This is a genomic window from Hylemonella sp. GW821-FHT10B10 (assembly GCF_059415585.1).
In genome coordinates, this window is sequence record NZ_JBWKNN010000001.1 from 1,711,432 (window position 1) to 1,729,827 (window position 18,396).

An 18,396-nucleotide genomic window follows, 5' to 3' on the forward strand; every position below is an offset into this window, starting at 1 on the left:
ATGCATCCGATGGCCCGCTCAACGCACAGCTTCCCCTGCCTCGGCTTTACCCGCCTCGGCAGCTGGATGTCCTTGCTGCTGGTCCTGTACCTGCCGGTTCAGGCAGCGCCTTCCGAGGGCACAGCCGGCCAGACCGTGACCGGGCGCTCCTTGCAGCGCCATGACAGTACGGCCCGCAGTGCTGGTGCCGGCACCGTTGTGGCTGCCGCCCCGACCCAGAGCAAGCCGACTTGGAAAGACCTTAGCCCGGCCCAGCGCCAGGCCTTGCAGCCGCTGGCCCCGCATTGGGATCATCTGACCGAGCGCCACAAGCTGAAATGGCTGGCGCTGTCCAAAAACTACCCGACCCTGAGCTCCGACGAGCAGGTCAAACTGCATCTGCGCATGATTGAATGGGCCACCCTCAGCCAGCAGCAGCGTACCCAGGCCCGCCAGAATTTCAAGGAAATCAAGGGTTTGAGCCCCGAGAAGAAAGTCAGTGAGTGGGAGGCCTATCAGGCCTTGAGCCCCGAGGAAAAACGCAAATTGGCCCAGCAGGCTCGCCCCCAGGCAGCCGGCGTGACCACCACCGTCAAACCCGTGACCGCCCCCAAACTGACCCAGATTCCCCGCCGGGCCGCCAGCCCCCGCCCCCATCTGGCCGAGGCCAGCCTCCCGGTCCAACAGCACACGCTGCTGCCGCGCGTGGAAGCCCGCAACGAGGTCGAGCGCCCCCCCTACGAGGACGAGCCCGCCGAGTGAGCCACCCCGATCGTCGAGATATCGCCCCTCAGGTGCCAGGGGTCGATCCGCTGGCACCTTTTGCTGTTCTGACCGCTCCCGGGCTGGCGCGCCGCATGGCCTGCTGGCTGTATGAGGGCATGCTGCTTTTCGGTGTCATTTTCATCGCCGGCTATCTCTTCAGCGCCCTGTCGCAAACCCGCCATGCGCTGGACAATCGCGCCCTGCAGCAGGCTTTCCTGTTCGTTGTATTGGGCATCTACTTCACTTGGTTCTGGGCCAAGGGCCAGACCCTGGCCATGAAAACCTGGCATATCCGTGTCTTGGACCGACAGGGCCGCCCGATCAGCCAGCCGCGTGCGCTTTTGCGCTATATGCTGAGCTGGCTCTGGTTCCTGCCCCCATTGGCCGGAATCGCCCCCTTCCACCTCGCAGCGGGCGAGTCCACCGTGATCGTGCTGGGGTGGATTGCCATCTGGGCCCTGCTGAGCCGTTTTCATCCCCAGGGTCAGTTCTGGCATGACGTTCTGGCCGGCACGCGTCTGGTCGATGTGCGGCCGGTCACACCCTGATTCGTCACGAAGCTGGGGGACAATCGGTCCCATGTCCGAGATCCAACCCCCTTCCCCCGTCAATCCTCAAAAAGGTCGCATCGGCCTGAACCGTGTCTGGCACGCGCTGGGTTATTCCATCGAGGGCCTGCGCGCCGGGTGGCATGAAACGGCCTTCCGCCAGGAAGCCGTCGCCGCCATCGTGCTGCTACCGCTTGCATTGTGGCTAGGCCGCAGCTGGACCGAAACCTCCCTGCTCGCCGGTTCAGTGCTGCTGGTCATGATCGTCGAGCTGCTCAACACCGGGATCGAAACCGCGATCGACCGTATCGGCCCCGAATGGCACGATCTGTCCAAACGCGCCAAGGACATGGGCAGTGCCGCAGTGCTGCTGAGCCTGCTCCTGTGTGCCGGCATCTGGGCCGCGGCGCTCTACCACCGCTTCCTAGCATGAACCCGAATTTCTCGCTTTGCGTCTATTGCGGCTCGCGGCCCGGCCTGGACCCTCAATTTGCAACCCTTGCGCATACCGTGGGCCAGTGGATCGGCCGGCATGGCGGGCAACTGGTCTACGGCGGCGGCAAGGCAGGGCTGATGGGTGTCGTGGCTGAATCCACCCTTGCGGCGGGGGGCCGCGTCGTTGGCGTCATCCCCAAGGCCCTGGTGGAGAAAGAATGGGCGCTGTACGACTGCACCGAACTGCACGTCGTAGAGACCATGCACGACCGCAAGCGCATGATGGCCGAGCGTGCCGATGCTTTTGTTGCCCTGCCGGGCGGCATCGGCACTTTCGAGGAGCTGTTCGAGGTCTGGACCTGGCGCCAGCTGGGCTATCACGACAAGCCGGTCGGGATCCTCAACGCCGCGGGCTATTACGACGGGCTGCTGGCCTTCCTGGCTTCGACGGTCGAGCAGCAGTTCCTGAACGAATGGCAGATGGAACTGATCCAGACCGGCAGTGAGCCGGTGGCCCTGCTCAGCAGCCTGGTACAGGCCGCCGGCCTGGCGCCGGCGCCGCGACTCGAAGGTATTTAGATCGCGGTGTTGTCGAGCTCGCCGGTGCGGATGCGCACCACGCGCTCGACGGAAGTGATGAAGATCTTGCCGTCGCCGATCTTGCCGGTGCGGGCGGCTTTGACGATGGCGTCGACACAGCGGTCCACATCGTCGGACTTGACCACCACCTCGACCTTGACCTTGGGCAGAAAGTCCACGACATACTCGGCGCCGCGATAAAGCTCGGTATGCCCCTTCTGGCGGCCGAAGCCCTTGACCTCGGTCACGGTCAGACCCGTCACGCCGCACTCGGCCAGCGCTTCGCGCACTTCCTCGAGCTTGAAGGGCTTGATGATGGCGGTAATCTGCTTCATGGTTCTTCTTCCTTCTTCTGTCGGTGGGTAAACTGGGAGTCGGCCGGCTTGCGATGCAAGTCAGGCTCTGAACTTGTTGGTAATAGGATAACGCCAATCCTTGCCGAAACTGCGGTGGGTCACGCGGATGCCCACGGGCGCCTGGCGGCGCTTGTACTCGTTGAGCTTGATCAGGCGCGTTACCTTCTCCACATGGGCCCGTGCATACCCCTGGGCCACGATCTCCTCGATGCCCTGGTCGTTCTCCATATAGCGCTCGACGATCGCGTCCAGCACCTCGTATTCAGGCAGGCTATCCTGGTCCTTCTGGTCCGGTCGCAGCTCGGCACTGGGCGGGCGGGTGATGATGCGTTCGGGAATCGGGTTTGCACCGCTGCCATGTGGATCGTGGGCATTGCGCCAGCGCGCCAACCGGAACACCGTGGTCTTGGCCAAGTCCTTGATCACTGCAAAACCACCCGCCATGTCGCCGTAGAGGGTGCAGTAACCCGTGGCCATCTCGGACTTGTTGCCCGTGGTCAGCACGATACGCCCGCTCTTGTTGGACAGGGCCATCAGCAGCGTGCCGCGGATGCGGGCCTGGATGTTCTCCTCGGTGGTGTCCTCCGACAGGCCTCTGAACTCCTGCGCCAGCGAGGCCTTGAAAGCGTCGAACTCGGGCAGGATGGATATCTCGTCGTACTGCACGCCCAGTCGCCGTGCCATGTCCTGTGCGTCGATCCAGCTGATGTCGGCCGTGTAGGGCGAAGGCATCATCACCGTACGAACACGGCTGGCGCCCAGGGCGTCTACGGCAATCGCCAGCACCAGGGCCGAATCGATCCCCCCCGACAGGCCCAGGATGGCCCCGGGGAATCCGTTCTTGCCGATGTAGTCGCGCACGCCCAGGACCAGGGCATCCCAGAGGTCGGCATCGGCGCTGCGATCGGGTTCCTTGGGTCCTCCCAGGCGCAAACCGGTCGCGGCGCGCTCCGCGGTGAGCATGAACAGGTCATCGACGAAACTCGGCGCTCGCGCCGCCAGCGCGCCATCGGCCTGCAAGGCAAAGGAGTGTCCCTCGAACACCACCTCGTCCTGCCCACCCACCAGGTGGGCGTAGACCAGGGGCAGGCCGCAGTCCCGCACCCGATGCCGCATCATCTCCTCGCGCTCGCCTCCCTTGCCCACGTGAAAGGGGGAGGCGTTGATGACCGCCAACAGTTCGGCCCCGGCGGCACGGGTCTCGCGTGCCGGCGCCTCGTACCAGGCGTCCTCGCAGATCAGCAGGCCCACCTTGACACGCGCACCGGCCTCACCGGCCTCGAAGACGCAGACGTCACGACCTGGCACAAAATAGCGGCGCTCGTCAAAGACTTGGTAATTGGGCAGTTCGCGCTTGGCGTAGCTGGCAACCACCCGCCCCTCGCGCAACGCGCTAGCGGCATTGACGCGGTTGGGCACGGTCACCGAACGCGTGCGCAGCCCGCCGGCCTCGATGGCGGCCGGATGCCCCACCACCACGGTCATGTCCTTTAACCCGGCCAACTCGCGGGCCACTGTTTTCACGGCATCATCACAGGCGGCGATGAAGGATGGGCGGAAGAACAGGTCTTCGGCGGCATAACCGCAGATGGAGAGTTCGGGTGTCAACAACAGGCGTGCGCCATCGGCATAAGCCTGGTGTGCGGCATCGATGATTTTCTGGGCATTGCCTGCCAGGTCGCCGACGACGAAATTGAGCTGGGCAAGGCAGATACGCAGGGTCATGGAAGGCAAGAGAAGTCGGGAATCAGCGTGAGTAAAAGCAATTATGTCATCCGGGTGCTCGACACACCTTTGCAAATCGAAGCCCAAACCTGGGACGAATTGCTGGCGCTGCAAGTCCAGCCCACGCCCTTCATGCAGCATGCCTACCTGGCCGCGCTGCACCGCAGTGGCAGCGCCGTGCCGGACAGCGGCTGGACACCACGCTTCCTCACCCTGTGGGACGCCACAGGCCACCTGCAGGCCGCCTGCCCGCTCTACCTGAAGAGTCACTCGCGCGGCGAATACGTGTTTGACTGGGCCTGGGCTGATGCCCACCACCGCCACGGCCGTGCCTATTACCCCAAGGCCGTGGTGGCCGTGCCCTTTACACCGGTACCTGGCAGCCGCCTGCTGGCCCGCGACGCAGCGGCGCGCGCGGCGCTGATGGAAGCGGTGCTGGAGCTGTGCCGTGAAGCCAAGCTCTCCTCCCTGCACCTGTTGTTTGGCACGCCCACCGATCTCCACTGCACGGAGCAGGCCGGCCTGCTGCTGCGCCATACGGTGCAGTTCCATTGGCAAAACAGGACCCCTGCGTCCTACCGTGACATGGAGGACTTCCTGGCCGCCCTGAACCAGGAAAAGCGCAAAAAAATCCGGCAGGAACGGCGCAAGGTCCTGGAAGCCGGCGTGACGCTGCGCCACGTTCGGGGGCTGGACATCAGCGCCAACGATTGGGATTTTTTCTACCGCTGCTACGAGCAGACCTACCTGGAGCATGGCAATCCGCCCTATCTGAGCCGCAGCTTCTTCGAAGAGATCGCCAGGACGCAGCCACAGCATTGGTTGCTGTTCATCGCCGAGCGCCGGGGCCGACCCATGGCCAGCAGCCTGATCGCCGTCAGCGATGCCGGAGCAGAGAAAGTAGCCTGGGGACGCTATTGGGGTGCGCTGGAACGGGTCGACTGCCTGCATTTCGAGGCCTGCTATTACAGTCCGATCCAGTGGTGCATCAGCCAGGGCTACCACCGCTTCGAAGGGGGGGCGCAAGGCGAGCACAAGCTGGCCCGGGCCCTGCTGCCCGTGCGCACGAGCAGCGCCCATTGGCTGTCACATCCGGAATTCGCCCAGGCCATCGAACGCTTTCTCGAACGTGAAACCGTGGGCGTCCAGGACTATGTCGATGAACTGGAGCGGCACTCCCCACTGCGGGTGGAGAGCAGCTGAGGCTGGTTCAGAAACTTTCCCAGTCGCCGTCGTTGCCGCCAGCCTTGACGCTCAATTTCGGAGACGGGCTGGGCGGCGTCTTGGCAGCGGCTGCCTGGCCGCCGCCTGTGCCCATCGGCCGGGGTGCTGCCGGACGCACGGGCAAAGCGGCGGGTTTCGCAGTGTGCGCGACGGCAACTGCTGTCGCTGCCGAGGCGCCGAATTCCTGCTGTTGAGCGTCCACTTTGAACACGGCCACGGTCTGCACCAGATCTTGAGCCTGACTCTTGAGACTGCTGGCCGCGGCGGCCATCTCTTCCACCAGGGCCGCGTTCTGCTGCGTGGCCTGGTCCATCTGCGTCACCGCTTCGCCGATCTGGGCCACGCCCTGGCTCTGCTCGCTGCTGGCCGCGCTGATCTCACCCATGATGTCGGTCACGCGCCGGATGCTGGCCACCACCTCGTTCATGGTGCTGCCGGCCTGGTCCACCAGGGCACTGCCCTGCTCCACACGGCCCACGCTGTCAGTGATCAATCTCTTGATTTCCTTGGCGGCCTCGGCGCTGCGGCCTGCGAGTGAGCGCACTTCGGAAGCCACCACGGCAAAACCCCGGCCCTGTTCGCCCGCGCGGGCGGCTTCAACCGCCGCGTTCAAGGCCAGGATATTGGTCTGGAAGGCAATGCCGTCAATCACGCTGATGATGTCGGCGATCTTCTTGGAGCTGTCGTTGATGCCCTTCATGGTGTCCACCACCTGGGCCACAACTTCGCCGCCCTGGATGGCCACCGTGCTGGCGCTCTGGGCCAGTTGGTTGGCCTGCTTGGCGTTGTCGGCGTTCTGACGCACCGTGGAGGACAGCTCCTCCATGCTGGCCGCCGTCTCCTGCAGGGCGCTGGCCTGGCTTTCGGTGCGTGCGCTCAAGTCATGATTGCCCTGGGCAATCTCGGCGCTGGCGGTCGAAACAGAATCGCTGCCCTGGCGGACGCGGCTGACGATACGAGCCAGGTTGTGCTGCATCGCGGCCAGGGACTGCAGCAGCTGGGCCACTTCATCGGAGCCGCGCGCCGGGATATGCGTCGTCAGGTCCCCTTCAGCGATATGCCGTGTGGACGCAGCTGCTTGCTGAACCGGTCGCACGATGGAACGCGTGACCAGAAAAGCCAGAACCACGCCTAGCAACACCGCCAGAACGGTTCCGCCAGCCTGGGCCAGCTGGCTTCTGGCTGCTGTCGCCTCGGCATCTTCTTGTGTTTCGGCCAACTGCTTTCGCGCATAGGCCGCAACCTGATCGACGGCTTTGAGATAGGTTTCCGCCAGTGGACGCAAGTCATTGTCGACTGCGCCAAGGATGTCCTCACCAGCCTTTTGCCGCTTGATCAAGGCGGCGCGTGCATCGACGTAAGTCTTGCGGACTTTCGCCACAGCGGCCAGCAATTCCTTGCCCTGAGCATCCTCCACCATGGCTTCAAGTTGCTGCTGGTCGTCGCTGATGGCCTTGGAGGTGGCCGCCATGTCTTTCTGCAGAGACTCGATGTAGGACTCGTCGCGCGTCTTGAGCGCAGCCGAGGCCCGCACCCAGTTGATGGCAATCTGTGAGGCCCAGCGCTGGGCCAGCAAGCTGCGCTGCAGCTCGACCGTGGCAATCTCATGGCTGGTGTCCCTGAGCGTTCCGATCCGCCATACCCCCAGGGCCGAAACGGTCGTGGTGATGACAAGTACGGCGGCAAATGCCAGGGCCAGGCGGGTGCCGATCCGCAATCGAAACCAGAATTCCATGCGCGTCTCCTCTTATGATCGCGCCTCCCGCGCCCTTTGCGGGCCGCCTGTTGCATCGCCCGTCATCGCGGGCTTGTCTTTCTCTGTCGCTCAGTTGATGGCTGTGGCCATCATGCCCATCTCGGCATTGCTCATCAGGGCTTCCATGTTCATGACGATCAGCATGCGTTCGCCCACACTGGCCAGGCCGGTGATGAAACGGGTGTCCAGCGTGGTATCAAACTGCGGCGCAGGTTTGATCGCATCTGCTCCGAGCGTCACCACATCGGACACCGAATCGACTACCGCGCCGATCACGGTACCGCGCACGTTGAGGATGATGACCACGGTGAACTCGTTGTACTCGACCTTGTCCAGGTCGAGCTTCATGCGCAGGTCGACAATGGGAACGATCACACCCCGCAGATTGACCACCCCCTTGATGAAGGCCGGCGCATTGACCATGCGGGTCGGCTCCTCATAGGATCGAATCTCCTGCACACGCAGGATGTCGATGGCGTATTCCTCTTTGCCCAGGCGCAGGGTAAGGTACTGGCCAGAGGTCGCGGAGACGGCCGTGGCGTCGGCACGGGTTTCACTGGGGCTATGCATGATCTTGCTCCTTCCAGGCGACGTACGCCGGCTTGACCTTCGGTTCATGATACACGCGGGAGTTCAGCAGGTGTTGCTCAAACTGGACCGTGAAAACCCTGCGATTCCGAGACCACCGCATGAAAAAACGCCGGCAGACCCGCGGGCCTGCCGGCGTTGGATCGGGTCAGCTCAATCAGCCTTTGGACTGCTTGCTCTTGTAGGCGGCGATGCCGTCCATGACTTCCTTCTTGGCCGACTCCGGGCCTTCCCAGCCCTGCACCTTGACCCACTTGCCGGGTTCCAAATCCTTGTAATGCTCAAAGAAGTGCTCGATGGTCTTGAGGCGCATCGGGTTCAGGTCCTCGGGCTTCTGCCATTGGGTGTAGAGCGAGAGGATCTTGTCGGTGGGCACCGCCAGCACCTTGCCGTCTTCACCGGCCTCGTCCGTCATCTTCAGAATGCCGATCGGGCGGCAAGGCACGACCACACCGGGGATCAGGGGCACGGGCGTAATGACCAGCACGTCGACCGGGTCACCGTCGCCCGAGATCGTCTTGGGCACGTAACCGTAGTTGGTCGGGTAGTGCATGGCCGTGCTCATGAAACGGTCCACGAAGATGGCACCGGTTTCCTTGTCCACCTCGTACTTGATGGGGTCGGCGTTCATCGGGATCTCGATGATCACGTTGAAAGCGTCGGGAACATTCTTGCCTGGGGTGACGTTGTCTAGGGACATGGTTGCTTCTTGCTGAGTTGAGACGGAAAGAGATCGGTATTAACCCTGATTTTACTTGCTCCGTCCTGACGCCCTCTTGAAAGCGCCTGTTTTCACGTTACAGTCCGCCCGTTGGCCAATCGTCCTGTCAGACCTGCGGGCTGTCGCGGCGAGGAAGCAACGCATCGGTGGCACCGGCCCCTGCGTTGCCACCCCTACGCGATACAACAACACAGGAGTTTGATATGACAGGCAATTCAGCGCTGATACTGGCGCTCGTGTGCGGACTCATAGCCGTGGCTTACGGCATCTGGGCTCGCAGCTGGATCCTCTCGCAAGACGCAGGCAATGCCCGCATGCAGGAAATCGCGGCGGCCATCCAGACCGGTGCGGCCGCCTATCTGGCCCGCCAGTACAAGACCATCGCCATCGTCGGCGTCGTGCTGGCCATCCTGATCGGTCTCTTCCTTGATGGCCAGACCGCGGTCGGTTTCATCGTCGGTGCCGTGCTTTCAGGCGCCTGCGGTTTCATCGGCATGAACGTATCGGTGCGCGCCAATGTGCGCACCGCACAAGCCGCTACCAAGGGCATCGGCCCGGCACTGGACGTGGCCTTCCGCGGCGGCGCCATCACCGGCATGCTGGTGGTGGGCCTGGGCCTGCTGGGCGTGAGCGCCTTCTACTGGTTCCTGGTCGGCAATGGCAACCTGAACGCCAGCAGCAACCTGGCCAAGTTGCTTAACCCGCTGATCGGTTTTGCCTTCGGCTCCTCGCTGATCTCCATCTTCGCCCGCCTGGGCGGCGGCATCTTCACCAAGGGCGCCGACGTGGGCGCCGACCTGGTGGGCAAGGTCGAAGCCGGCATCCCCGAGGATGACCCACGCAACCCGGCCGTGATCGCCGACAACGTGGGTGATAACGTGGGTGACTGCGCCGGTATGGCGGCCGACCTCTTCGAAACCTACGCGGTCACGCTGATCGCCACCATGGTGCTGGGTGCCCTGCTGGTCACCGGCGCCGGCACCAGTGCCGTGGTCTATCCGCTGGCACTGGGCGCCGTGTCCATCATCGCGTCCATCATCGGCTGCTTCTTCGTCAAGGCTTCCCCGGGCATGAAGAACGTGATGCCGGCCCTGTACAAGGGCCTGGCCGTGGCCGGCGTGCTCTCGCTGGTCGCCTTCTTCTTCGTGACCATGTGGCTGATGCCGGACAACGCCATCACCGCCACCGGCAGTCAGCTGCGTCTGTTCGGCGCCTGCGCCGTCGGCCTGGTACTGACCGGCGCACTCTGCTGGATCACCGAGTACTACACCGGCACGCAGTACGCCCCCGTGCGCCACATCGCGCAGGCCTCTACTACCGGCCACGGCACCAACATCATTGCCGGCCTGGGCGTGTCCATGCGCTCCACCGCCTGGCCCGTGATCTTCGTCTGCATCGCGATTTGGGTGTCCTTCCAGCTGGCCGGTCTGTATGGCATCGCCATTGCGGCCACCTCCATGCTGAGCATGGCCGGCATCGTGGTAGCGCTGGACGCCTACGGCCCGATTACCGACAACGCCGGTGGCATTGCCGAGATGGCCGAGCTGCCCTCCAGCGTGCGTGACATCACCGACCCGCTGGACGCCGTGGGCAACACCACCAAGGCCGTGACCAAGGGTTATGCCATCGGCTCGGCCGGCCTGGCTGCGCTGGTGCTGTTTGCCGACTACACGCACAAACTGGAAGCCTATGGCAAGGTCATCAGTTTCGACCTGAGCAACCCGATGGTCATCATCGGCCTCATCATCGGCGGCCTGATCCCCTACCTCTTCGGCGCCATGGCCATGGAAGCCGTGGGCCGCGCCGCTGGTGCGGTGGTCGTTGAAGTGCGCCGCCAGTTCCGCGACATCAAGGGCATCATGGACGGCTCGGGCAAGCCCGAGTACGACACCGCAGTCGATATGTTGACCACGGCGGCCATCAAGGAAATGATGATCCCCTCGCTGCTGCCGGTGGTGGTGCCGATCCTGGTCGGTCTGGTCCTCGGTCCGGCCGCGCTGGGCGGCCTGCTCATGGGCACCATCGTCACAGGCCTGTTCGTGGCCATCTCCATGTGCACCGGCGGCGGCGCCTGGGACAATGCCAAGAAATACATCGAGGACGGCAACCACGGTGGCAAGGGTAGCGATGCGCACAAGGCGGCCGTCACCGGTGACACCGTAGGCGACCCCTACAAGGACACCGCCGGGCCGGCTGTCAATCCGCTGATCAAGATCATCAACATCGTGGCTCTGCTCATCGTGCCGCTGATGATGAAGTTCCACGGCTGAAGCCAGACGCCCCACGCAAGCCCGCCATCCGGCGGGCTTTTTTCATGGCGCTGGCGTTCACGCGGCGAGGCCATACGAAAGACCAATGCTTCAGCGCCGGCGATAGCGTAAAGCCCCACCCCCGAAAGAGCTCAGAACAGACCTGGCCGCGATCTCGGGCCACCGCTTTTTCTCTTGCTCTGCTCGCGAACTCTCTACATAATCAATCCGTCACAGTTGGGAAGCCCGGATCACAACGGGAAGATGGTTTCCGCCTATTAGCCCGGAGTACTGTTCCATGTTTGATATGTTCCGTTCCTCGCGCAACCCCGCCAGCCACAGCACCTCGGCAGAGAGCCCCTCCACGACGGGCTCCTCCATCCAGTCCCAGAATCCGCTCAATTACCGCGACCTGGTCCGCATGGTCCTGCGCGACACTCTGCGGCTCAACGGCATTCCGATCGACTGGATAGGCTGCGAAGTCATACCGCGACCGCACACGGGTGGTGTCCAGAACTTCCAGATCAACCTGATCGTCTACACCTGGCATGAAGGCCTGCTGCGCTACGCGCCCCTTCTCAAGCAGCAGATCCTGCAAGGCTTGCAGCACTTCGACCCGGCCAACAACCACAGTGCTCACGTCATGTCCTGGGTGTTTGCCCCGACCTGTGGTTTCCCGCACACCCGCATGCCCGGGCCTGCCTACTGGCGGGTATCGGCCGACCTGGGCAAATTCGACCTGCCGCCCTCGGCCCACGACCTGCGTCGTGACGACCAGGATCACATCCCCACAGTTCCCACGCCTCTGCGCTGATTGCTGACAGCGTCACAAGACGACGAGCGGTCCGCCTCGTTCCGGCCGGTCCTGCAAGGACCGGAACCGTTCAGCCCATGCGCTACCATGCTCCTTGGTTTGCGCTCTGCTGGGAAACACGTTGAAGATACTGGTTGTCGATGATCACGCCTTGATACGCGAAGGCCTGCGCCAGGTCCTGCGCGGTCTGGAGGACGGCGTGGACGTGCTGGAGGCGGGCTCATGCGCCCGCGCCTTCGAACTGGCGCAACAGGAGCCCGAACTCGATCTGGTCCTGCTGGACTACCACCTGCCAGACATGAATGGGCTGGAGGCACTGGACGTCTTCGCCCGCCAGCATCCGGCCCTGCCCATCATCGTACTTTCCGGCTCGGTCAATCCAAGGGTCATGCAGCAGGTCATGCAAAAGGGCGCCGCCGCCTTCCTGACCAAATCCGGCATGAGCGACGAACTGATCTCGGTCACCCGCCTGGTACTCGCCGGTGGCGTGCACATGCCCACCCTTCCGCCCCTGGTGGGCGATGAAAGCCAGTCCGATCTGCCCCTGCCGCTGTTCACGCCACGCCAAGAGGAGGTATTGCAGTTGCTGCTGGACGGCTACTCCAACAAGGAGATCGGGCGCATGCTCTACCTCTCCGAGGAAACGGTGAAAAACCATGTGAGCAACATCCTGCGCGGTTTTGGTGTCACCACACGAACCCAGGCTGTGCTGGCCGCCAAGCGCCATGGTTTTGCCGGCTCGGGCCGGCCGCAGATGGCACCCGACGACCTGACCTGAAGCCTGTGCACAGATCACGGTGCTGTCACACAGTTTTCCTATTCTGGGCCTTTCTTCACCACCACAAGGTTCGCTCATGAGACTGTCGATACTGCTCGCCGGATCCCGCATCGCTGCCCTCTCCCTGCTGCTGAGCCTTTCGCTGCCGGGAGCGTACGCGCTTGCGCAAGAGGTCGCCACCCGCACACCGCCGCCTGTCGCGCGCTTCACGATCAAGGACGCGCGCCAGGCCGTGGCCGTCGATCAGGACGCCTTCTACGCCATCGACAACCGTGTGATCGCCAAATTTGACAAGAAGACCGGTGCCCCCAAAGCGCGCTGGGAAGGCCCGAAGGATGGCCCCATCCTGCACCTGGACAGCGGCGTGGTGCTGGACGGCCTGCTCTATACCGCCCACTCCAACTATCCGGCCTGGCCCATGACCAGCTCTGTCGAGATCTGGGACGCGGCCACACTCAAGCACGTGCGCAGCCACAGCCTGGGCATCGATCGCGGCTCGCTCACCTGGCTCGACCGCGACGCCAAGGGCGTCTGGTGGGGCGCGTTCGCCAATTACAACCGTGTCTTTGACCGCAGCCCCCTCGCCTATGGCAACAAGTACGCCACCCAACTGGTGCGCTTCGATGCCGGCTGGCGCGTGGACGGTGCCTGGGTCTTCCCCGACGCGCTGGTGGAAAAGTTCGGTGACATGAGCAACTCCGGTGGTGCCTTCGGGCCCGACAACCGGCTTTACATCACGGGTCATGACAACGCCGAGGTGTATGTGGTGGAGCTGCCCGCCATGGGCTCGGTGCTGCGCTGGACAGACACCTACCCTGTCACGCTCGCCGGCCAGGGCATCGCCTTCGACCGTAGCGAGCCGGGCCTGCTCTACGGCATCATCCGCCGTCCGGGCGCCGCATCGGAAGTCACGGTGAACCGTCTGCCCATCCCCCTGTCGCTGCAGCTACAAACGCCCGCGCGCTGAGCATCGCTCAGCCTGCGGGGACTGCGGGCAGCGGCCGTGCCAGGCGGCGGATCAGGGTACGCAGCTTGGCAGGCCGCACCGGCTTGTGCAGCAGGGGCAAGCCGGCGTCGCGACAAGACTGGATCAGCTCCGGGTCGGTGTCGCCGCTCATCAGACAGGCCGGCAGCGGCCGACCCAGGGTCGTGCGCAGGCGCCGCAGGGTCTCCATACCGCTTTCACCCGCACGCAGACGGAAATCGCTGAGCACAAGATCGGGAGCGAACCCTCCGTGCACGAGGGTCAGCGCCCCCTGCAGGCCCTCCACCACAGCCACCACGCAGCCCCAGGAATCAAGCAGGCCACGCAGGGCCTGGGCCGAGTGCGTGTCGTCTTCGATCACCAGAATGCGCAGGCCTCGCACATCGTCCAAGGGCAAAGGATCGGCCGCCGCCAGCAAGGCCTGCAGATCCCCGGGCGGTGCCAGCGGCACTTCAATGCGAAAGCGCGTGCCCCGCCCGGGGACGGAACACAGCTGCACGGTATGCCCCAGCAGGCGCGCCGTGCGGTCGACGATGTTGAGGCCCAGGCCCAGGCCCTTGCTGCGATCGCGCTCCGGATTGCCGATCTGGTAGAACTCGCGGAAAATGTCCTGCTGGTGCTCGGGTGGTATGCCCACCCCCGTGTCCCAGACCTCGATCCAGAGATGGCTGCCTCCGCGGCTGCGCCGGCAGCCCACCAGCACGCCGCCGTGCCCGGTGTAGCGCAAAGCATTGCTGATCAGGTTCAGCAGAATGCGGTGCAAGAGGGTCGGGTCGCTCTGCACCCACTGCTCGTTGTCTCGCACGCGCAAGCGCAGTCCCTTGTCCGCCGCCACCGGCAGCAAGGCGCCACGCAACTGCTCCAGCAGAGGGCCCAGGGGCACAGGCTGTTGCTGTACCCGCACGGCGTCGGCATCCAGACGGGAAATATCGAGCAGCGCATCCAGCAGGTCCTGCATGGCGCGCACCGAAGCCTCCAGATTGCTGATGAGGTGGCGCGTCTCGCGGTCGTGCGGTAGCTGGGCCAGGCGCGCCACGAACATGCCCAGTGCATGGATGGGCTGGCGCAGGTCATGGCTGGCAGCGGCCAGGAAACGAGACTTGGCCCGCGTGGCGGTCTCGGCCTCCTCCTTCTTGCTGCGCAGTTCCGAGGTCGCCAGGGCCACGCGCTGCTCCAGTTCATCGCGCCCCTGCTGCAGGTGCTCGGCCATCTGGTTCAGGCCCTGCTGCAGATCGCGTAGCGGATCGTCGGGCCGCACCTTTCCCCGCATGGACAGTTCGCCCTGTCCGATGCGCTCGATCATGTCGGAGACACGCAGGATGGGCTGGATCACGCCACGGCCGATGCGCACCGCCAGCACGCCGCCAAAGAGCAGCCCTCCCAGCGTGACCGCCAAGCCTAGGGCCAGCATGTCATGGCTGCGCGAGACCACCCCATCACGCGAAATCTCCAGCACCACATGTCCCAGTGGTGCGGCTTCGCTGCGATCCACAGGGGTGGAACCTTCGAACAAATCGTCCAGCCTGAGTTGCGAGGGGCTGACCGGTTGCAGCAGCACTTCGAGACCGGTGGCTGCATCGACCCAGCGTTGCTCTTGCTGGCCCAGCGCAGGCAGCGTGGCCAGACTGGTCGAGCCCGCCAGGGCCAAGGCCTGCCCCTGTGCATTCAAAATCATGACGGAGCGCACGTCCGGCTCGCGCGAGGCCCCCGCCGCGATCGCCTGAAGACTGCTGGTGTTGGCAGAGAACAGGCCGTATTCGCTGGCACTGGCCAGCTGGCGTGCCAGCGAACGGGCCCTTTGCTGATGGGCCTCGTCCAGGTCGGCGTAACGTCCGGCCAGAAAGACTGTGGACAGCAGCACAGCCACCAGTGTCACGGGCAACAGCGCCGCCAGCAGCATGCGGTCGCGGATGTCGAAGAAGCGCATCATGGGCCACGCTCCTGACGGCGCAGGCGCTCAGCCAGCGCACCGGCATCCAGCGTCAGGCCCAGCGAACGCGCCACGTGCTCGTTGACGCTGACTTCAAACTGCAAGGGGTATTGCGGCACACCCAGCGGCTGCCCCTGCAATACACCGCGCGCTAGCAAACCAGCCTGCTGGCCGATCTGCGCCGGGGTCGAGTAGACCGCCATCAGGGCACCGGCCCGCACATAAGCGGGCGAAAAAGCCAGCATGGGCACCTGCGCACGGAAGGACGCCAGCAGGATGTTCTGGATGCTGCTGGAGTTGTAGATCTGCGGATCGGCCAGTGCCAGCAACAGATCGGACTCGTCGAGAATCTTCTTCAGGCCGTTGAACACCGGCTCTTCCGGCTTGATCTGCACCCCCACCACCTTGAGCCCACGCGCCTGGGCGGCCGACTCCAGCATGGCTTCCTGGGACTGCGAATCTGCGCCCCACAGCACGCCCACACGACGCGCCTGGGGCAGGGCCAGGCGCATGAGGTCGAGCTGGCGCCCCAAAGGCTGGTTCAGGTACAACGCCGAGAGCGTCGCCCCGGTACGTCGACCAGCATCACGCAACACGCGCTCGAAACTGGAACGGGGCAAAAGCGTGCACAGTACGGGGGCAGCGGCGGCGGCGCGCATCAGCTGCGCACAGGCTTCGGTCCCCAGGGCGATGTACAAACGCGGGGCCGCACCGCGGTAGGCCGGCAGATCGGCCGCTGTCAGTTGCAGTATGTCCCGTCGCGTCTCTGTCGAGCGCAGCAGTTCAACCGTCACGGCCTCGGCGGCTTCCTGGTAGGCCGCGCTGCGCTCACTGCTGACGACAATCACCGCCGACTCGTTGGCGTGTACGCCACCGGCGAGCAGTGTCAACAGAAGCAGGAGCGGCAGGCCATGCCGCAGCAGGACAGGCAGCGGCATCAGTTCTCCAGTTTCAGCATCAGATAGGTCTGCTGGTAGTAACGGAAAGCAGGCACGAAGTCCTGGTAAGAAGCCCCCAGGTTCTGCACCACCAGAGAAAGCTCTGCACGCTTTCCGCCCAGGCGCATGGACCGCGCCAGGCGGATGTCGGTACGGCTCATGGCCGGCGCCGCCTGGTCTTCGCCTGGGAAATGGGTGGCATCGGCCTCGAAGTACATGAGGCTGAACTCATAACCGGCCGGCAGGCGCTGCATGAGCATCAGGCTCTGGGTACCGTAGGCCCGGACCGGCCCGGAACCGACCGATTGCGTGCTGTCCACCAGGGACTGGCCGTAGATCAACTGGCCGTCCTGCCAGGGCTTCCACTTCAGCTGGTACTCGTAACCATGGATGTTGAAGTCCTCGCTGTTGGTGTAATCGAAGACCTGGTCGCCATTGCCGCTGCCTGGCAGGGTGTACTGGAGGCGTTTGATCACGCCACGCACATCCTCCTCGTAGACACGCACATCCAGGCTGAAAGTTTTGCCGGGCAACTCGGCCAGGTAGCCGATCTCGCGTGTCTGGACCTTTTCCGACACCACGCTGCCCCGTGCCACATCGGTCGAGTCGGCCAGTGTGCCCCCGAGGTAGTAGCGCACATTGGCATATTTCTCATACGTGCTCGGCGGCCGGAAGGCCTGGGTCACACCGTAGCGCAGTGTGTGCCCTTCGGCGACGCGCCAGTTCAGCATGGCACGCGGGGACAGGTGCTCACCGGCAATATTGCTGCGCTCGAACAGGGCTCCGGCATTGAGCAGCCAGTCGGGGTGCAGGCGCCATTCGGCATTGCCGAACACGCGGGAGAAATCGGTCACAAAAGCCGCATCGGTATCGTAAAGCGGCCGCGAAACAATCGTCTCGCGTCGCAACTCGCCCCCCCAGACCAGGCGCACCGCCTTGTTCAGGCGCAGCGTGTGTTGCAGCGAGATGTTGTCATTGCTGGAGCGCCCGCCAAAGTCGATCGTCAGACCGGGTGCCGGAGTGTACGGGAACTGGTCCCGGATGAACTCGGCCGTATGGGAGACCTGAAAAGCCAGATCCTCGTCCACGCCCAGGTTGCGCTTCCAGTCCAGCTGGGCAAAAGAGGTGTCTAGCTGGCGCGCGCGCACGGCGTTGCCGGTCTGGTTGGCAAAACCCACCCCCGCCTCCAACACGCTCTGGCCCACGCGAATCTCGACCTGGTCATTGGCACTGACGCGCAGGTCTCCACGGAGATTCACCCGACTGACGCGGTCCGGCCCGCTGCTGCCCTGCAGACCGCGGTCGGCGCGTTGATCGGCCGTGAGTCGGTAACTTGCACGGTCATCACCCCAGCCCAGACGGGCCAGCCCGTCAGCGATCTGGTTGTCTCCGCCTGCAAGCTGGACCTGGGCACCCAGCGTGTCCAGCGGATCGCGTGTGATGATATTGATCGTGCCCAGAAAGGCACGGGCACCATAGGTTGCCGAATTGGAACCGCGATGCACCTCGATGCGCTCGATGTCCTCCAGCGCCACCGTCTGCAAGCCGGGGCCCGTACTGCCCTGAAGGTAAGTGGAATAGACCGAACGCCCGTCGACCATGACCTGCATGTGGTTGGAGTAGTCGCTCAGGCTGGTGTGGTAGCTGCCTTGCGGTGTGTTGCTCTCAAAAGAATTGCTGACGCGGAAACCCGGAACCAGCCGTAGCAGGTCGGCCACATCACGCGCGCCGCTCATGCGGATCATCTGGCGATCGATGATGGTGACCGCACCCGGCGTTTCATCCAGCCGCTGCGGCAGACGCGATACCGACAGGACCACCGGCACATCGTCCAGATAGTCCTTTTCCGAGACGGACTCTGACTGCTGGGCCGCGGCCAAGCCGCCCAGCCCCCAGAGGACAGACAGGTAGATCAGGTCGTTCTTGCGTTTCATGGGCAGGTTTTCCGGGGATTTGTTTTTTTTCTTATCCCTGCCCTGATTCTGCCCTGCCAAAAGGGGTATGCCGGCTGGGTCACAATAAGGGT

At 64.0% G+C, this 18,396-nt stretch carries 17 protein-coding genes; 9 read left to right on the top strand and 8 right to left on the bottom strand.

All coding sequences use genetic code 11. The annotated features are described in order from the left end of the window. The 4 genes from AC07NT_RS08345 to AC07NT_RS08360 all read left to right on the top strand — a co-directional run bounded on the left by AC07NT_RS08345 (window position 1) and on the right by AC07NT_RS08360 (window position 2,306). Window positions 1–741, top strand: a complete 741-nt coding sequence (locus tag AC07NT_RS08345; protein ID WP_498596919.1) for a DUF3106 domain-containing protein — start codon at window positions 1–3, stop codon at window positions 739–741. A 95-nt stretch (window positions 742–836) separates the two neighbouring features. Further along, the gene (locus tag AC07NT_RS08350; RefSeq protein ID WP_498598479.1) at window positions 837–1,292 is read left to right on the top strand and encodes an RDD family protein; all 456 of its coding nucleotides are present in this window, start codon (window positions 837–839) and stop codon (window positions 1,290–1,292) included. A 31-nt stretch (window positions 1,293–1,323) separates the two neighbouring features. After that, complete coding sequence (locus tag AC07NT_RS08355) at window positions 1,324–1,725, top strand: diacylglycerol kinase (protein WP_498596918.1); 402 nt, start codon at window positions 1,324–1,326, stop codon at window positions 1,723–1,725. Next, entirely contained in the window at window positions 1,722–2,306 is a 585-nt protein-coding gene (locus AC07NT_RS08360; protein ID WP_498596917.1) for an LOG family protein, read from the top strand. The genes AC07NT_RS08355 and AC07NT_RS08360 overlap by 4 nt, the downstream gene beginning before the upstream one ends. Here the strand turns inward: AC07NT_RS08360 and AC07NT_RS08365 are convergent. After that, window positions 2,303–2,641: a P-II family nitrogen regulator gene (locus tag AC07NT_RS08365; RefSeq protein WP_498596916.1), complete on the bottom strand. Its 339-nt coding sequence runs from the start codon at window positions 2,639–2,641 to the stop codon at window positions 2,303–2,305. The two genes, AC07NT_RS08360 and AC07NT_RS08365, sit on opposite strands and share 4 nt — an antisense overlap. A 60-nt stretch (window positions 2,642–2,701) precedes the next feature. Next, window positions 2,702–4,387 (bottom strand): NAD+ synthase, encoded by a 1,686-nt coding sequence (locus AC07NT_RS08370; RefSeq protein ID WP_498596915.1) that lies wholly within the window; start codon window positions 4,385–4,387, stop codon window positions 2,702–2,704. A gap of 27 nt (window positions 4,388–4,414) precedes the next feature. Between AC07NT_RS08370 and AC07NT_RS08375 the strand changes: the two genes are divergently transcribed. Then, entirely contained in the window at window positions 4,415–5,590 is a 1,176-nt protein-coding gene (locus AC07NT_RS08375) for a GNAT family N-acetyltransferase (RefSeq protein WP_498596914.1), read from the top strand. 7 nt (window positions 5,591–5,597) lie between these two features. Here AC07NT_RS08375 and AC07NT_RS08380 read toward each other — a convergent pair whose 3' ends face one another. The 3 genes from AC07NT_RS08380 to ppa all read right to left on the bottom strand — a co-directional run bounded on the left by AC07NT_RS08380 (window position 5,598) and on the right by ppa (window position 8,655). Further along, complete coding sequence (locus AC07NT_RS08380) at window positions 5,598–7,346, bottom strand: methyl-accepting chemotaxis protein (RefSeq protein WP_498596913.1); 1,749 nt, start codon at window positions 7,344–7,346, stop codon at window positions 5,598–5,600. 90 nt (window positions 7,347–7,436) lie between these two features. Then, window positions 7,437–7,937, bottom strand: a complete 501-nt coding sequence (locus AC07NT_RS08385) for a chemotaxis protein CheW (protein WP_498596912.1) — start codon at window positions 7,935–7,937, stop codon at window positions 7,437–7,439. A gap of 175 nt (window positions 7,938–8,112) precedes the next feature. Then, window positions 8,113–8,655, bottom strand: a complete 543-nt coding sequence (gene ppa, locus AC07NT_RS08390) for an inorganic diphosphatase (RefSeq protein ID WP_498596911.1) — start codon at window positions 8,653–8,655, stop codon at window positions 8,113–8,115. Between the two features lie 224 nt (window positions 8,656–8,879). On the opposite strand from ppa, the gene AC07NT_RS08395 reads away from it, so the two are divergent. From AC07NT_RS08395 to AC07NT_RS08410, 4 genes are all read left to right on the top strand, one after another. After that, the gene (locus tag AC07NT_RS08395; protein ID WP_498596910.1) at window positions 8,880–10,946 is read left to right on the top strand and encodes a sodium-translocating pyrophosphatase; all 2,067 of its coding nucleotides are present in this window, start codon (window positions 8,880–8,882) and stop codon (window positions 10,944–10,946) included. A gap of 277 nt (window positions 10,947–11,223) precedes the next feature. Then, on the top strand, window positions 11,224–11,739 hold the full coding sequence (locus tag AC07NT_RS08400; protein WP_498596909.1) for a hypothetical protein: 516 nt from the start codon (window positions 11,224–11,226) through the stop codon (window positions 11,737–11,739). Window positions 11,740–11,860: 121 nt separating this feature from the next. Continuing rightward, window positions 11,861–12,517 carry a response regulator transcription factor gene (locus AC07NT_RS08405; RefSeq protein ID WP_498596908.1) on the top strand — a complete coding sequence of 219 codons (657 nt, stop codon included), beginning with the start codon at window positions 11,861–11,863 and terminating at the stop codon, window positions 12,515–12,517. A gap of 76 nt (window positions 12,518–12,593) precedes the next feature. Next, the gene (locus AC07NT_RS08410; RefSeq protein WP_498596907.1) at window positions 12,594–13,484 is read left to right on the top strand and encodes a hypothetical protein; all 891 of its coding nucleotides are present in this window, start codon (window positions 12,594–12,596) and stop codon (window positions 13,482–13,484) included. A 7-nt stretch (window positions 13,485–13,491) separates the two neighbouring features. On the opposite strand, the gene AC07NT_RS08415 is transcribed toward AC07NT_RS08410, so the two are convergent. From AC07NT_RS08415 to AC07NT_RS08425, 3 genes are read right to left on the bottom strand one after another with little or no spacing between them, the layout of a single operon-like run. Continuing rightward, window positions 13,492–15,432 (bottom strand): hybrid sensor histidine kinase/response regulator, encoded by a 1,941-nt coding sequence (locus AC07NT_RS08415; protein ID WP_498596906.1) that lies wholly within the window; start codon window positions 15,430–15,432, stop codon window positions 13,492–13,494. Continuing rightward, window positions 15,429–16,370: an ABC transporter substrate-binding protein gene (locus tag AC07NT_RS08420; protein WP_498596905.1), complete on the bottom strand. Its 942-nt coding sequence runs from the start codon at window positions 16,368–16,370 to the stop codon at window positions 15,429–15,431. Before AC07NT_RS08420 ends, AC07NT_RS08415 begins: the two co-directional genes overlap by 4 nt. Then, window positions 16,370–18,304: a TonB-dependent receptor plug domain-containing protein gene (locus tag AC07NT_RS08425; protein ID WP_498596904.1), complete on the bottom strand. Its 1,935-nt coding sequence runs from the start codon at window positions 18,302–18,304 to the stop codon at window positions 16,370–16,372. The genes AC07NT_RS08420 and AC07NT_RS08425 overlap by 1 nt, the downstream gene beginning before the upstream one ends. Window positions 18,305–18,396 lie beyond the last annotated feature (92 nt).